Below are 13870 nucleotides of genomic sequence, written 5' to 3'. Positions count from 1 at the left end.
GCAAATCCCTCTCGCGGCACGTCTGAAAGGATGGATGCATGACTTCTGCGCTGCCTGCTGTCGCGATCCTGGGTGCCGGTTCGATGGGCGGGGCCGTGCTGCACGGTCTGGTGAAGTCGGGCCTGGCACCCTCGGTCACGGTGACCAACCGCACCGCGGCGAAGGCGGCCAAGCTGGCAGACCTCGCCGGGGTGACGAGCGTCGCCCTGGAGCAGAATCCGGATGGCAACGTGCAGGCCGCGGCATCCGCAGACATCGTCCTCATCGGCGTGAAGCCGGGCATGGTGCCGGATCTGCTGCGCGAGATCTCCGGCGACCTGCGGCCCGGGACGATCGTGGTGAGCCTGGCCGCCGGCGTCACCGTCGCGACCTTCGAGCAGATCCTGGGCGACGGCGTCGCGGTGCTGCGGTCGATGCCGAACACCCCCGCGCTGGTCGGCAAGGGCGTGACCGGCCTCGCCGCCGGCACGACCGCGACCGCCCACGACGTCGCGCTGGTGCGCCGGCTGTTCGAGACGGTGGGCGCAGTCGTGGAGGTTCCCGAGGACCAGATCGACGCGCTGTCGACGATCTCCGGGTCGGGACCGGCGTACGTGTTCCTGCTGATCGAGGAACTCACCAAGGCCGCCGTCGCGAAGGGCTTCGATGAGGCCTCCGCCCGGCTCATGGTCGAGCAGACGTTCCTGGGCGCGACGGCACTGCTGGAAGCGTCCGGCGAGGAGCCGGCGGAGCTGCGCCGTCAGGTCACCAGCCCCAACGGGACCACCGAACGGGCCGTCGCCGTGCTGGCGGAGGCGCGCCTGGACGACCTGTTCACGACGGCGACGGATGCCGCGCTTGCGCGGGCCCGGGAGCTGGCCGCCGGATCCTGACGCGGGTCAGCGGTCGAGTCCGGCGAACCGCTCGATGTCGGAGTTGGTGCCCGACACGATGATGAGGTCGTGGTTGGTGACCACCGTGTTGGCCTCGGCGTAGCGGAACGGCTTGCCGGGGCTCTTCACACCCACCACCGTCACGCGGTACTTGGTGCGCACGCCGGATTCGTTCAGACCCACGCCGCGGATGAACTTCGGCGGGTACATCTTGGCGAGGACGAAATCGTCGTCGAACCGGATGAAGTCCAGCATCCGCCCGCTCACCAGGTGCGCGACGCGCTCGCCGGCTTCACGCTCCGGGTAGACGACGTGGTTCGCGCCGACGCGGGCGAGGATCTTGCCGTGCGACTGCGAGACCGCCTTGGCCCAGATCTGCGGGATCTTCAGGTCGACGAGGTTGGCGGTGATGAGCACGGATGCCTCGATAGACGAACCCGTCGCGACGATCGCCACCTGGAAGTCCTGCGCGCCCACCTGCCGCAGCGCGTCGATGTTGCGGCCGTCGGCCTGCACGGTGTGGGTGACGCGCTCGGACCACTTCTGCACCAGCTCGAGGTTCGCGTCGATCGCGAGCACCTCACGGTCCAGGCGGTCCAGCTCGCCGGCGCACGCGGCGCCGAAGCGGCCGAGGCCGATGACGAGGACGGGGGCATCGCCCCGGATCTGCTCAACCAACGATCGGCCTTTCCACCGGCATCGAGTACAGCTGCGAACGTGTCGTGGCAGCCACCGCAGCCGCGAGAGTCACTGTACCAACGCGGCCCATGAACATCGTCGCCGCCAGCACGTAGATCGCGGAGTCGGGCAGTTCCGCCGTGAGGCCGGTCGACAGGCCGACGGTCGCGAAGCCCGAGATGACGTCGAACAGCACCAGCTCCACCGGCGCCTTGGTGATCTGCGCGATGGTGATGGTCGACACCGCCACGATCGTCGCGCCCCAGGCCACGACCGACAGCGCGACCCGCTGCACGTCGCTCGGGATGCGCCGGCCGAAAACCTCCACCGACTGGCGCCCCTTTGCCTCGGACCACACCGCGAGGGCGAGCACCGCGAGGGTGGTCACCTTGATGCCACCCGCCGTGGACGCCGACCCGCCGCCGACGAACATGAGCATCGAGCCGACCAACAGCGACGAGCCGTTCAGTTCGCCGATCTCGATCAGCGAGAATCCGCCGGAGCGGGTCATCGCCGAGAGGAAGAGCGATTGGAACGCGGTGTCCCAGGCATCCATCGACCCGAAGGTCTTCGGGTTGAGGTACTCCAGTCCGACGAACACGACCGCGCCGGCGAAGAACAGCACGATGGTGGTGATGAGAGTGAGCTTGGCGTGCAGCGACCAGCGCCGCACGTGCCAGGTGTGCCGCCACAGCGTGAAGATCACCGGGAATCCGATCGACCCCAGGAATACGCCGGCCATCAGCACCGTGAGCAGGAAGTAGTCGTCCGCGAAGGGCGCCAGGCCCTCGGCATTGGGAACGAAGCCGGTGTTCGTGAACGACATCGCCGCGTAGTAGGGCGCCTCCCAGAGGGCGGCGACCGGGTCGATGCCGGCGATGATCAGTGCCGGGTAGATCAGGACGGTCAGCGCGGCCTCGATGATGAGCGTGGAAAGTGCGACCGTGGCCAGCAGCTGACCGACTTCCCCCAGCCGCACCGTCTGGCCCTCGTTGACGGGGCCGCCGTGTGCGCGCAGCGGGTTGCTGTCACCGGCGGCGATGAGCTTGGCGCGCAGCCCCAGGCGCTTGGAGATCACCAGTCCCAGGATCGACGCGAGCGTCAGCACGCCCAGTGCCCCGACGTTCACGCCGATGTAGGTGATCACGTGGCCCAGCGGCGACCAGTGTGAATACATGTTCACCGTCGACAGGCCCGTCACGCAGATCGTCGACACCGCGGTGAACAGTGCGTCGGCCAGTGCAGTGCGCTTCCCGTCCGCCGCAGCGGCGGGGAGTGAGTACAGCGCCGTGAACACCAGGATGAGCGCGACGAAGATCAGCACGGCGAACCGGGCGGGGGAGGAGGTGGTCAACGCCCGCAGTTCGTCCCACGCCGAACGAAGTCCGGCCAGGGTGCGGCGCCGCAGACGCGTGCCGACGGTGTGCCCCGTCATGCGGCGTCCCCCTCGCTCTTGGATCCGTGTCATGGTACTCCCGCACGGCCGCCGCTAACCTATCCCCATGGCGGATATCTTCGACGTGATCGCCGACGGCACCCGTCGGGACATCCTGCAGCTTCTGCTCGACCGAGCGTCCAACGGCGAGCGTGGTGGTACCAGCGTCTCGCACATCGTGCACGACCTCGGCGTCAGCCAGCCGACGGTCTCCAAGCACCTGAAGGTGCTGCGCGAAGCCGAGCTCGTTTCCGTGCGCGAGGAGGGGCAGCACCGCTACTACAGCCTGTCCACGGCGCCCCTGGATGCGGTGGACGACTGGCTCGTGCCGTTCCTGCTCGAAGACGAGGCCGACGACGGCGCGCACACCCTCAACGACTCGGCGGCGCAGGCGGCCGACGCGGTCGGCCGGGCCGCGGCATCCGCCAAGCACGCGTTCACCAGCGTGTTCAACAAGATCCCCGGCCGCTGACCGAAGCCGGGCTCCGCGGTCGGGATGGGACTAGCACGCGCTGGTCCCATCTGCACCACCGGTCACACCTGTTTACACGCGTCGCCCGTTCGCTCTAGAGTGACCACAGCGTGAGGGGGAAACCATGGCTGAGCTGCCTGATATGCGGTTCTTGACGGTCGCTGAGGTCGCCGACCTCATGCGCGTGTCGAAAATGACCGTCTACCGCCTGGTGCACGCCGGCGAATTGCCCGCCGTGCGCTTCGGTCGCAGCTACCGTGTCCCCGAGAGTGCCGTCCTCGAGGCCCTGCAACGTCCCATCGCCGACGTCGGCTAGACTGGCACGAGGCATTTTCCGTTTGCCCGATCTTGGGCGTGGTACCACCGCGCCCAGACCCCCGACATAGTGAGGTTCCCGTGGGTTCTGTCATCAAGAAGCGTCGCAAGCGCATGGCGAAGAAGAAGCACCGCAAGCTGCTTCGCAAGACTCGCCACCAGCGCCGCAACAAGAAGTAAGCGGCATCCACTAAGCGCCCCCGACCGGTCGATGACCGCGTCGCAGGGGGCGCTTCGTGTTCCGCCGAAAGGAGTGTCATGAAGTCGATCACCGTTCAGCAGCTGCGGGAGCGCCAAGGCACGCCGCTCATCGACGTGCGCGAAGAGCATGAGTTCGCCGCCGGCCACGTGCCGGGGGCGATCAACCTGCCGATGTCACAGTTGGGCGACCAGCTCGACCGGCTCCCTGACGAGCCGTTCGACGTCATCTGCCAGGTCGGCGGCCGCTCCGGTCAGGTCGTCACCGCGCTCACGCAGCGCGGTTACGACGCGACGAACGTCGACGGCGGCACGAGCGACTGGGTCGCGGCGGGTTTCCCGATCGAGCACTGACGTGACCACGATCACCCTGATCTCCAAGCCCGACTGTCACCTGTGTGACGTCGCGCGCGAGATCGTGGAGACCGTCGTCGCCGAACTCCCCGAAGACCGCGTCGCGGTGCAGGAGAGGTCGATCCTCGACGACCCCGCGCTGTACGACGCGTGGTGGGAGAAGATCCCGGTCGTCCTCGTCGACGGCCGGCTGCACGCACACTGGCGCGTCTCGGCCGACCGGCTGCGCGCGGCGCTGACCGAGGAGGTCCCCGGATGATCCGTCACATCGTGGCATTCAAGCTCGCCGCCGACGACGCGGCGACGCGCACCGAGCAGGCCGCCGAGGCGGGCCGCCGGCTGGAGGCGCTGGTCGGTGTCGTTCCGACGCTGCGCTCGATGAGCGCCGGCGCGAACGCGCTCGACCTCCCCGGCAACTGGGAGCTCGCCCTCGTCGCGGACTTCGACGACGTCGCAGGCCTCGATGCCTACCAGGAGCACCCCGCGCACAAGGAGGTCGCCGCGTTCATCGGCGGCATCCGCTCCGACCGCGTGGCCGTCGACCTCGAGATCTGACGCCGCCGCGCGTTCGGGTGGCAGTTGACACTCGAACGGCGGGCGTTCAGGCCGTCAGGCGTGCGCGCAGCGCTGTGAGTTCGTCGTCGGTGAGGCCGCCGGTGCCGAGGTATGCCGCCGCGCCGCCCTGGGCATGGACCCACGCGAGGGCCTCCTCGATGGCGGATGCCGGTGACCCCGCGACCAGGGTGGTCAGCGCCGGGGTCAGCGGCACGCCCATGGCAGCCACGGTGCCGAGCATGCGATCCGCCCACGGCCCGACGAGGTTGCGCTCGGACAGCGTGTAGTCCGCGACGATCGCGTCGTGCTCGGCGCCCACGGCGTCCAGGATCAGCGCGATGGCGACCCCGGTGCGGTCCTTGCCGGCGGTGCAGTGCACCAGCACGGCCTCGTTGCCGGCGGACGGCGTGGCGATCGCGCGGGCGAGTTCGGCGAACGCGGATGCCGCGTGCTGCAGCATCCCGAGATAGAGGGTGCCCAGTGTCGGCAGCCGCTCCAGTGCATCGCCGATCGCCCGCGCTGCGGCATCCGGATTCCCCGCCTGCTGGCCGGTCTGCATGGCTTGCTGGGCGAGCGCGGTGAGTGCTCCCTCGAGCAGCGGCAACTGGAGAGTGCGGAACGTGCGGCTGGCCGGCAGCCGGTCGGGGGCCATCTGCTGCTCGAAGGGCGTCCGGAAGTCGACGATCACGTCGATATCGGTCGCGGCGAGCTGCTCCAGGCCTTCGGGGGTCAGGCCGCTCAGGGCATCCGAGCGGTAGAGCACGCCCTCCCGGGTGGTGCCACCTGATGCCAGCGGCATCCCGCCGGTGTCGCGGAAATTGACGGTTCCATCCAGGCGCTGCGGCATGCGGCGAGCCTAACCCGCCGCATGCGGCAGCTGCGTCGGGTCAGCTGTGCGCGACCGATGCCGCGCCGCTGCCGGGGATCATCTCGTGCCGGGGGCCGCGGATGAAGACGATCGCGATGACTGCGGCGATGACCATGCCGACGGCAGCCGCGATGAACGCCGCGCTGTACCCGTCGATCAGGGCGCTTGCCGGCGGCAGGCCGGCACCGTGCGGGCCGACGACCGAGGCGTAGATCGCGGTGAAGACGCTCAGGCCGATCGAACCGCCGATCTGCATCGCCGAGTTGGCGGTGGCCGAGGCGATACCGGCATCGTGCGCCGGGACGCCGGCCAGCGCCAGGTTCTGCAGCGGCACGAAGATGAACGCCATACCGGCACCCATCACGATGAGCGGGGCCAGCACCTCGACGGCGTACGCGCCGCCGGTGATGCGCGACAGCAGCAGCAGGGCCGCTGCCACCACGATCGGGCCGGTGATCATCAGCGGACGCGCGCCGATGCGCGCGAGCAGCTTCGTCACGATCGGCGCGGTGACCATGGTCCCCAGCGGCAGCGGCAGGCTCGCAAGCCCAGCCTCGAGGGCCGACATGCCCATCACCAGCTGCAGGTGGAATGTGAGGTACAGCGTCGCGCCGATCATGACGCTGCCGGCAACGGCCTGGATCAGGAACGCGCCGGCACGCACGCGGTGGGTGACCACGCGCAGCGGCAGCAGCGGCTGGTCCACCTTCGTCTCGATCCACACGAACAGTGCGATGAGCGCCACGCCCACGGCGAGGAAGAGGATCGTCGAGGGGCTGCCCCAGCCGTGCTCGGCGAGGCTGAAGCCGTACACCAGCGAGCCGAGGCCGAGCGTGACGGTGGCGGCGCCCCAGACGTCGTACCGGTTGTCGCCTTCGGCCCTGGATTCGCGCAGGAACAGCAGCGCACCGACGATGCCGATGATCACGAAGAAGATGTTCACCAGCAGGCACCACCGCCAGCTGAGGAACTCCGTCAGCACACCGCCGAGCGCCAGCCCCACGGCGGCGCCGGCACCGGCCACGGTGCCGAACACGGCGAAGGCGGTGTTGCGGTCGCGGCCGGACGGGAACGTGACTGTCAGGAGGGCGAGGGCTGCCGGTGCCAGCAGCGCCGCGAAGACGCCCTGCAGGCCGCGGGCGGCGATGAGTTCGAAGCCGGACTGCGCGAGCCCGCCCCACAGTGACGCGAGGCCGAAGCCGACCATGCCGACCATGTAGGTGCGCTTGCGGCCCCAGTAGTCCGCGATGCGGCCACCGAGCAGCAGCAGCGCGCCGAACGCGAGGGCGTAGGCGGTCACCACCCACTGCCGCGCACTGTCGGTCAGATCGAGCGCGATCTGGGCTTGAGGGAGTGCGATGTTCACGATCGTGCCGTCCAGCACCACCACGAGTTGCGTGAGGGAGAGGACCGCCAGGGCCCACCAACGGGTGCGCCCGGACATGGGTGTAGACATAGAAAAACCTCCGGGGGTCTGGGTGAGAGATGCCGGAGGTTTCTAGCCTCGGACCGCCGGAGGAACCCCGGTCGGCCACCCTGCGACTGTGCGCAGGCAGAATTCGAGTTTACCGCGGCGCGGGGACGAGGGGTGTGTCAACCCCCCTGTCCGCCGTCTCCGGGGCCACCTAAGCTCGCCCGCATGACCGACGTCGAGCGCTCGAGGGGCAGCCACCTGCACGCGGTGCCGCACCCCGTTCGGTGAGACGTCATGCGCGCGGCTTCTCTCGAAGGGACGTGGTTCGACGACGATCCGCAGGGTCACGGAGTGTCGCGTGTCCATGTCGGGTGTCTCCTCGCGCTGACCTTCGGGACGGGGATCGTCGACGCCCTCAGCTGGATCTCGCTGAACGGCGTGTTCACGTCGAACATGTCGGGGAACGTGCTGCTGCTGAGCATGGGGGCGGTCGGTGCGGGCGGCACCGATTGGGGGCCGGCGCTGTTCTCGCTCGGCTGGTTCCTGCTGGGTGCTGCCGTGGCCGGTCGCATCGGACGGGGTGAACCGCCGAGATGGACGTCACGTACGACCGCGGTCGTCGCGGGCGTGGCCGTCCTGCTCATGCTGGTGGCGGCGGCGACCGCCGTCTGGCCGCCTCATCGGTTCGCGGCATCCGCCTTCACGGTGACGGCGGTGCTGTCGTTCGCGATGGGGGCGCAGGGGGCGGCAGCGGTGCAGGTGGCGGTGTCGCAGATCATCACGGTCGCGGTTTCGAGTACGACGGTGGGGCTGGGCATGACTCTCTTCCTCGGCGTGGGCCTGCGCGATCTCGGCGTGCTGCGCCGGATGCTGGCGATCGTGCTGATGGGGCTGGGTGCCGCCGTCGGGGGTGTTCTCGCCGCTGACGCATTCGCTGTCGGGATTCTGGTGGCAAGCATCGTCGCGGCATCCGCCGCGGTGGTGGGACACCGCTCCCGGGATCGGCTGTGAGCGCGACCGCATGGCTCCTCGGCGGGGCGCTTCTGGTGCTGGTGACACTGGGTGACGCGCTGGTCACCGTGCTGGACGCCGACGCCGGCGGCCCCGTCGTGAACCGTCTCGTGCGCGGTGAGTGGGTGCTGCTGCGCGGAGTGACGCGGCGGTTGCGGCGCGCACGGCGGCCGGCCGCCCTGCGCCAGGCGGGTTCGCTGCTCATGGTCACGGCGATCGTGTGGTGGGTGTGTGGCATCATCGCCGGCTTCAGCCTCATCTACTTCGGCGCCATGCTCGCCGCACGGGATGCCGACGCGGACTATGCGCACGCGCTGTACCTCGGCGCGTGGCCCGCGTCGCAGCTCGTCCGCGGCAGTACGGGCGACGACGACGCGCTGCTCGTGATCGCCGTCGTGCAGGCGGTGGTCGCCGTGCTGGTGGGCGTGCTCGTCCTGGCGTTCGTCTCCGGCGTGGCCGGGGTCGGGCGGGCGCTGCGCACCCTGTCGGCGCGCTACTTCCGGGCCGGGCGCGGCATCCCCGACCCCATCGACGTGCTCGCGCCGTATTTTCCCGATGGCCGGCCGCGCCGTCTCGATCCGTGGCTCGGCTCGATCATCGAGCCGCTGAGCGCCTACTCGGCTGGACTTGGCCGAAACCCGCTGGCGTACTACCTCCAGAGCGGACGGGATCAGGTCTCCCTGCCGTTCAGCCTGTACATGACGGCGGGGGTGGTCGGGGCGCTGCGCTGGGGGATGCCGACGGCGAGTGCGGCCGCAACGCAACCGGCGCTCGTACCGTTGGCCGATCACCTCGAGGAGCTGCAGTCACGGCTGCGGCGGATGCTGCGCGTCCCCGTGCCATCGGCTCCCGCGCCGGTGCGGGTCGAGCAGTTCGCCCAAGAGGTGGCGGCGTTTCGGGAACCGGGGCGAAGGCGCAGCATCGACCCCGGAGTGCTGCGGTTCCTCACCGTGGAACGACGTGCGGCCGCGCTCGTCCGCTCGTCGGGGACCATCGACCCGGACGACGCCCACCGTCGCTACACGCAGTGGCTCGCGTTCGACGTCGAGGCGCAGACGCTGCTGGCCGCCGTCAGCCGTGACCTGGACTACCAGCCCGTCTACCGGGGCCTCGCCGCCACGGCGGGCGCGGGCGCCCTCGACCGTACGCCCGGCACACCGTTGCCGGCCGCGATCACCGGCCCCCGGGTGCCGATCATCCCGGCACCGGGCGAAGACCCTTCCGGCAGCGGTCGGCGTCCCTTCGGACCTACGGCCTGGGTGCGGCGGCAGCTGCTGTTCATCGATCCCGGCCGGGTGCGGGTGACCGATGCGCTGCGAAGTCTTGCCGCCGTCGCGGTGGCGGTCGTCCTGGCGGCGATCGCGACGAACGTCATGTCGGTGGCCGCCACGGGCAGCGCAACGATCGCCGCGATGATCGCGCTGTTCGCCACGCCCTCGGTGGCCGCCGGCGCGACGGCGCGGGCGCGGCTGGCAGCGACGGCGGTCGCGGTCATCCCGGTCGCGTTCGCGATCACCTTCGGCAGCCTGCTGCCGAAAGATCCCGTCGCCATCGCGGTCGCCATGGCGATCGTGGCGGCAGTGGCGGTGTGGCTGCGCAGATTCCGCCGACTGACGGCGCTGGCGCAACTGGGGTTCGTGACGTTCTACTTCAGCCTGCTCATCGGTCTCACCCCCGGCGCGATCCTCAGCACGCTGGCGTGCGCCGTCGCGGGACTCGCGGCCGCCTGGCTCGCGCAGACCATCCCGGAGCCCACCGTCCCCCGTCAGCTCGACGGCGGGATCGCCGCCCTCTACGAGCGCGTCGGGGTGCTCGTGGACACGATGGTCGATCTCGTGTCGACCGGCCGCACCGACCGGCGGCTGGTGCGCGCGCTCCTCGCCGAGCGTGCGGCGCTGGAGCGCACGGTCGACCAGATCAGCGGGCCGATCGACAGGCTGACGCCCGCGCAGATGTCGCCCGAGCGAGCGCGCACACTGCGCATCCGCGTGTTCGACGTGCAGTTGGCGGCGGAGAACCTGCAGGCGCTGCTGCCGGTCGTGTCGCGTACCTCGATCACACCGGAGGAACGCGCGAGGCTGGCGGCCGATCTCGTGGCGGTGCGTCTCGAACTGAGCACGTTCCGGGACGGCGCGTCGGGTACGGCACCCCCGGTGCGGCGCGCGCCATGGCAGCCGCCGCACGGACTTGCTCCCGAGGTGCGCGGCATCCTGTTCGCCACGGTCGAGCTCCTCGAAGCGGTCGACGGGTTGCGGCTGCTGCAGCTCGCCCACGATGGGACCGGCGAGGCGGATTCCGGCGGCCCGCGCGGCGCGGAGACAGAGGGCGTCGCCACGGATAGCGCCGCCACGACGGAAGGCGTCGCCACGGATAGCGCCGCCACCACGGAGGCTACCGCGGCACGATCGACGGCGCATGCCGCCCCGGCGGCGGAGGCCGGTGGGCTGCGTCCCAGCGACAGGCAGGCGGTGCAGGCAGGGTTCGCCACGGGCCTCGCGCTATTCCTGGGGAGCCTCGTGTCCACCAGTCACCAGTACTGGGCGGCGATGCCGGCGTTCCGGGTGATCAGCGACTCCGATGGTGAGACGCGACGCAAGGCGATTCAGCGCATCGTCGCGACGATGGCCGGCTCCGGCATCGCCTTCGGCCTGGCGATCGTCGCGGGGCACAGCGCGCTCTGGGCCTTTCCGCTGCTGATCGTGAGCGTGTTCTTCATGACGCTGTCGCGGTCGGTGGCCCCGGCGTGGATGGGCTTCTGGGTCACCCTGATGCTGGCGACGATGTACGACCTGCAGGGCACCCTCGATGTCGAGACGGTGCAGATCCGGCTGGTGGAGACCGCGATCGGTGCGGTCGTGGCGGCCGTGATCGCCGCCGTCGTGCTGCCCACCCGCACCGGTACGCGCGTGGTGGCGAGCATGGGCCACATCCTCGACGAGACCGGCGCGCTCCTCCAGGACCAGCTGGCACCACTCGTAGGCGGTGTCGCGCTCGAGCGGGACGCGCGGGCGGAGCGGGAGAGCCAGCTCGGCCGGCTGATGATGCAGCTGGAGGAGCTCGCCAAGCCCGTCCGGCGCAATCCGGGCGCGTTGCGTGCGGATGGCATCGAGGCTCAGCTGACGGCGCTGTGGTCGGCGCTGTACTACGCCCGTCGCCTTGGCCGTGCCGTGACCCGCATCCACCCGTCGATGCCGGAGGCTGCGGATTGGGGTGCGCTCGTGCAGGCGACCGACGAGAACGTACAGGCCGCGCGCGACGTGCTCGCGGGGCGGCTCCCCGAGCGACTGCATCCGGCGGAGGACTTCGCCGTGGCATCCGAAGCGGCGGCGCGGGTGTCGCTGCAGCTGACCCGGCTGAATCAGGCCCTGCTGGCCCTGATCGACGCCGTCGCCCCCGGCACCACCGCCGCGACCCTGACCTCCGCCGCCCCGCCCTCCACCCGCTGAAACGACAGCTGGTCGCCGAGACCGTGGGAAATTCCCAACGTCTCGGCGACCAGCTGTGGTCTCACGGTTTTGGTTAGGGGGCCAGGCGCGTGGGGCCCCGGAAGAGGTAGGTGACCTCGCGGATCGACGACTCGCCGAGCAGCAGCATCATGACGCGGGCCAGGCCCATGCCGAACCCGCCGTGAGGCGGGGCGCCGAAGCGGAAGAAGTCGAAGTAGAAGTCCAGGTGCTCCGGCTCCAGACCCTTCTCGCGGGCCTGCTCGATCAGCACGTCGACGCGGTGCTCGCGCTGCGCGCCGGTGGTGATCTCCACGCCCTTGAACAGCAGGTCGTACGACTTCGTCAACCCGGTCTCGGCGTCGCGCATGTGGTAGAACGCACGGATCTCGGGGTGGTAGTCGGTGATGAAGACGAACTGGTGACCGTAGGTCTCCTCGACGTATGCCGAGATCTGGCGTTCGCCCTCGGGGTCGAGGTCGCCGTCGGTGCGGGGGATGTCGTAGCCGCGGGCCTTGACGATCTCGCGGGCCTCGGCCAGCGGGATGCGGGGGAACGGGATCGCGGGCACCTGCACCTCGAGGCCGAAAAGCTCCTCGATCTCGGCGCCATGCTTGTCCTTGACCGCCTGGATGGCCGTCGCCAGCAGCTCTTCCTGCATGGCGGCGACGTCTTCGTGCGAGTCGATCCAGCTGATCTCGGCGTCGATCGAGGTGAACTCCGTGGCGTGACGGCTCGTGAACGACGGGTCGGCGCGGAAGGCCGGGGCGATCTCGAAGATCTTGCCGAAGCCGGCGACCTGGGCCATCTGCTTGTAGAACTGCGGCGACTGCGCGAGGTAAGCCGTCTTGTCCTCGAAGTACGGCACCTCGAACAGTTCGGCGTTGGACTCCGACGCGGATGCCATGAGCTTCGGGGTGTGGATCTCGATGTAGTCGCGCTCGATCCAGTACGAGCGCATCGCGTGCTCGAGGGTCGTCTGCACGCGGAAGATCAGGTTGTTGCGGCGCTGGCGCAGGTCCAGGAACCGCCAGTCCATCCGCTTGTCCATGCCGCTGTCGGCGGCGATGGGGGTCTCCGGGAGGGCGGCGGATGCCACCTCGAGCGAGCCGATCTTGATCTCCACGCCGCCGAGCTTGACGCGCTCGTCGTGCTTGAGCTCACCGGTGACGGTGAGGAAGGTGCCGGTGGTCAGCTCGGAGATGAGTGTCGTCAGCGCGAGCGCTGCGGCATCCTGCTCGGGTGCGTCGACCGCGTCGGCGGCCGGCGGGCGCGTGGCGGGATTGACCAGCTGCACGGCCCCGGTTTCATCCCGCAGGATGACGAACTGCACCTTCTTCTGATCACGGACGGTCTCTACCCATCCGGACACCGTGACGGGCCCATCGGGGAGACCCTGAAGCTGCTGGACGAGAACGCGTTCACTCACGATCGACCAGTCTACGTGGGGGAGGCTTTCGGGAAATCCCGCCCGAGGCGTACGGGCTTCCCCCAGGTTCCAGCGGGAGGCCTTCCCTACCGTGGGGATATGACGCTCGCCGCCGTGACGATTGCCTCCGCCGCCACCGACCCCTCGGACGGCTCGTGGCTGACCGCACTGGCGGACTGGACGGTGTCGCTCATGGACACCATCGGCCCCGTCGGCGCCGGAGCAGCCATCGCGCTGGAGAGCCTGTTCCCCCCGCTGCCCAGTGAGGCCATCCTGCCGATGGCGGGTCTGGCGGCCAGCCGCGGCGGGTTCACCCTGTTCGAAGCGCTGCTGTGGACCACCGCCGGATCGGTCGTCGGCGCCTTCCTTCTTTATGGGCTCGGTGCGTGGCTCGGTGCCGGCCGGCTGCGCGCCATCGCCGCGAAGGTGCCGCTGCTGCACCCCGAGGACATCGACCGCACCATCGCCTGGTTCGCCAAGCACGGCGGCAAAGCGGTGTTCTTCGGGCGCATGATCCCGATCTTCCGCAGCCTCATCTCCATCCCCGCCGGTGTCGCCCGGATGCCGGTGTGGCGCTTCGGCCTGCTCACGCTCGCGGGCAGTGCGATCTGGAACACGATCTTCGTGCTGGCCGGGTTCTTCCTCGGTGAGTCGTGGCACGTCGTCGAGGCGTATGCCGACGTGCTGCAGTACGTCGTGATCGTTGCCGTCGCGGTGGGTGTGGCGTGGTTCCTCTACGCACGCATCCGCCTGCTGCTGGACACCCGCCGCGCCGCCGACCCCGACGCCGCATAGGTTCCGGCCGCTCAGCGCGTGCACAGAACCG

The 13870-nt window shown here is 69.8% G+C and carries 15 protein-coding genes; 10 read left to right on the top strand and 5 right to left on the bottom strand.

Annotated elements, in window-relative coordinates; all coding sequences use genetic code 11:
- Positions 1 to 38: 38 nt before the first annotated feature.
- Positions 39 to 872 (top strand): pyrroline-5-carboxylate reductase, encoded by an 834-nt coding sequence (gene proC, locus QNO11_RS13015; RefSeq protein WP_257507864.1) that lies wholly within the window; start codon positions 39 to 41, stop codon positions 870 to 872.
- A 6-nt stretch (positions 873 to 878) separates the two neighbouring features.
- On the opposite strand, the gene QNO11_RS13010 is transcribed toward proC, so the two are convergent.
- Together QNO11_RS13010 and QNO11_RS13005 are read right to left on the bottom strand one after the other, a co-directional pair.
- Entirely contained in the window at positions 879 to 1550 is a 672-nt protein-coding gene (locus QNO11_RS13010) for a potassium channel family protein (protein WP_257507865.1), read from the bottom strand.
- The gene (locus tag QNO11_RS13005; protein ID WP_257507866.1) at positions 1543 to 2985 is read right to left on the bottom strand and encodes a TrkH family potassium uptake protein; all 1443 of its coding nucleotides are present in this window, start codon (positions 2983 to 2985) and stop codon (positions 1543 to 1545) included. Before QNO11_RS13005 ends, QNO11_RS13010 begins: the two co-directional genes overlap by 8 nt.
- A gap of 67 nt (positions 2986 to 3052) precedes the next feature.
- Here QNO11_RS13005 and QNO11_RS13000 point away from each other — a divergent pair, with 67 nt between their 5' ends.
- The 6 genes from QNO11_RS13000 (at position 3053) to QNO11_RS12975 (ending at position 4879) form a co-directional block, all read left to right on the top strand.
- Positions 3053 to 3457, top strand: coding sequence for an ArsR/SmtB family transcription factor (locus tag QNO11_RS13000; RefSeq protein ID WP_257507867.1), 405 nt, complete (start codon positions 3053 to 3055; stop codon positions 3455 to 3457).
- A 124-nt stretch (positions 3458 to 3581) separates the two neighbouring features.
- Positions 3582 to 3773: a helix-turn-helix domain-containing protein gene (locus tag QNO11_RS12995; protein ID WP_257507868.1), complete on the top strand. Its 192-nt coding sequence runs from the start codon at positions 3582 to 3584 to the stop codon at positions 3771 to 3773.
- 80 nt (positions 3774 to 3853) lie between these two features.
- Complete coding sequence (locus tag QNO11_RS12990; RefSeq protein WP_003792170.1) at positions 3854 to 3952, top strand: 30S ribosomal protein bS22; 99 nt, start codon at positions 3854 to 3856, stop codon at positions 3950 to 3952.
- A gap of 78 nt (positions 3953 to 4030) precedes the next feature.
- Positions 4031 to 4324 carry a rhodanese-like domain-containing protein gene (locus tag QNO11_RS12985; RefSeq protein ID WP_257507869.1) on the top strand — a complete coding sequence of 98 codons (294 nt, stop codon included), beginning with the start codon at positions 4031 to 4033 and terminating at the stop codon, positions 4322 to 4324.
- 1 nt (position 4325) lies between these two features.
- Entirely contained in the window at positions 4326 to 4583 is a 258-nt protein-coding gene (locus tag QNO11_RS12980) for a glutaredoxin family protein (protein ID WP_257507870.1), read from the top strand.
- The gene (locus tag QNO11_RS12975; protein ID WP_257507871.1) at positions 4580 to 4879 is read left to right on the top strand and encodes a Dabb family protein; all 300 of its coding nucleotides are present in this window, start codon (positions 4580 to 4582) and stop codon (positions 4877 to 4879) included. The genes QNO11_RS12980 and QNO11_RS12975 overlap by 4 nt, the downstream gene beginning before the upstream one ends.
- Before the next feature lie 46 nt (positions 4880 to 4925).
- Here the strand turns inward: QNO11_RS12975 and QNO11_RS12970 are convergent, their stop codons facing one another.
- Together QNO11_RS12970 and QNO11_RS12965 are read right to left on the bottom strand one after the other, a co-directional pair.
- Entirely contained in the window at positions 4926 to 5726 is an 801-nt protein-coding gene (locus tag QNO11_RS12970; RefSeq protein ID WP_257507872.1) for a tyrosine-protein phosphatase, read from the bottom strand.
- A gap of 40 nt (positions 5727 to 5766) precedes the next feature.
- Positions 5767 to 7203 carry an MFS transporter gene (locus QNO11_RS12965; protein ID WP_257507873.1) on the bottom strand — a complete coding sequence of 479 codons (1437 nt, stop codon included), beginning with the start codon at positions 7201 to 7203 and terminating at the stop codon, positions 5767 to 5769.
- A 252-nt stretch (positions 7204 to 7455) separates the two neighbouring features.
- Here QNO11_RS12965 and QNO11_RS12960 point away from each other — a divergent pair, with 252 nt between their 5' ends.
- A complete protein-coding gene (locus QNO11_RS12960; RefSeq protein ID WP_257507874.1) occupies positions 7456 to 8172 on the top strand; it encodes a YoaK family protein in 717 nt (238 codons plus the stop codon).
- Entirely contained in the window at positions 8169 to 11618 is a 3450-nt protein-coding gene (locus tag QNO11_RS12955; protein ID WP_257507875.1) for an FUSC family protein, read from the top strand. The genes QNO11_RS12960 and QNO11_RS12955 overlap by 4 nt, the downstream gene beginning before the upstream one ends.
- Before the next feature lie 73 nt (positions 11619 to 11691).
- On the opposite strand, the gene aspS is transcribed toward QNO11_RS12955, so the two are convergent.
- Entirely contained in the window at positions 11692 to 13044 is a 1353-nt protein-coding gene (gene aspS, locus QNO11_RS12950; protein ID WP_257507876.1) for an aspartate--tRNA(Asn) ligase, read from the bottom strand.
- Positions 13045 to 13143: 99 nt separating this feature from the next.
- Between aspS and QNO11_RS12945 the strand changes: the two genes are divergently transcribed.
- Positions 13144 to 13839: a DedA family protein gene (locus QNO11_RS12945; RefSeq protein ID WP_257507877.1), complete on the top strand. Its 696-nt coding sequence runs from the start codon at positions 13144 to 13146 to the stop codon at positions 13837 to 13839.
- Positions 13840 to 13870 lie beyond the last annotated feature (31 nt).

This window comes from Microbacterium sp. zg-B96 (assembly GCF_030246865.1).
Taxonomy (GTDB): Bacteria; Actinomycetota; Actinomycetes; order Actinomycetales; family Microbacteriaceae; genus Microbacterium.
Note: the sequence above shows the minus strand (reverse complement) of the source record. Positions and strands in the feature narration are given on the sequence as shown.

Bases quoted from the DNA above. Each gene is read 5' to 3' on its own strand.
- QNO11_RS12985 (WP_257507869.1), top strand. From the start codon at position 4,031: ATGAAGTCGATCACCGTTCAGCAGCTGCGGGAGCGCCAAGGCACGCCG.
- QNO11_RS12995 (WP_257507868.1), top strand. From the start codon at position 3,582: ATGGCTGAGCTGCCTGATATGCGGTTCTTGACGGTCGCTGAGGTCGCC.
- QNO11_RS12975 (WP_257507871.1), top strand. From the start codon at position 4,580: ATGATCCGTCACATCGTGGCATTCAAGCTCGCCGCCGACGACGCGGCG.
- QNO11_RS13005 (WP_257507866.1), bottom strand. From the start codon at position 2,985: ATGACGGGGCACACCGTCGGCACGCGTCTGCGGCGCCGCACCCTGGCC.
- QNO11_RS12965 (WP_257507873.1), bottom strand. From the start codon at position 7,203: ATGTCTACACCCATGTCCGGGCGCACCCGTTGGTGGGCCCTGGCGGTC.
- QNO11_RS12945 (WP_257507877.1), top strand. From the start codon at position 13,144: ATGACGCTCGCCGCCGTGACGATTGCCTCCGCCGCCACCGACCCCTCG.
- QNO11_RS13000 (WP_257507867.1), top strand. From the start codon at position 3,053: ATGGCGGATATCTTCGACGTGATCGCCGACGGCACCCGTCGGGACATC.
- QNO11_RS12970 (WP_257507872.1), bottom strand. From the start codon at position 5,726: ATGCCGCAGCGCCTGGATGGAACCGTCAATTTCCGCGACACCGGCGGG.
- proC (WP_257507864.1), top strand. From the start codon at position 39: ATGACTTCTGCGCTGCCTGCTGTCGCGATCCTGGGTGCCGGTTCGATG.
- QNO11_RS12960 (WP_257507874.1), top strand. From the start codon at position 7,456: ATGCGCGCGGCTTCTCTCGAAGGGACGTGGTTCGACGACGATCCGCAG.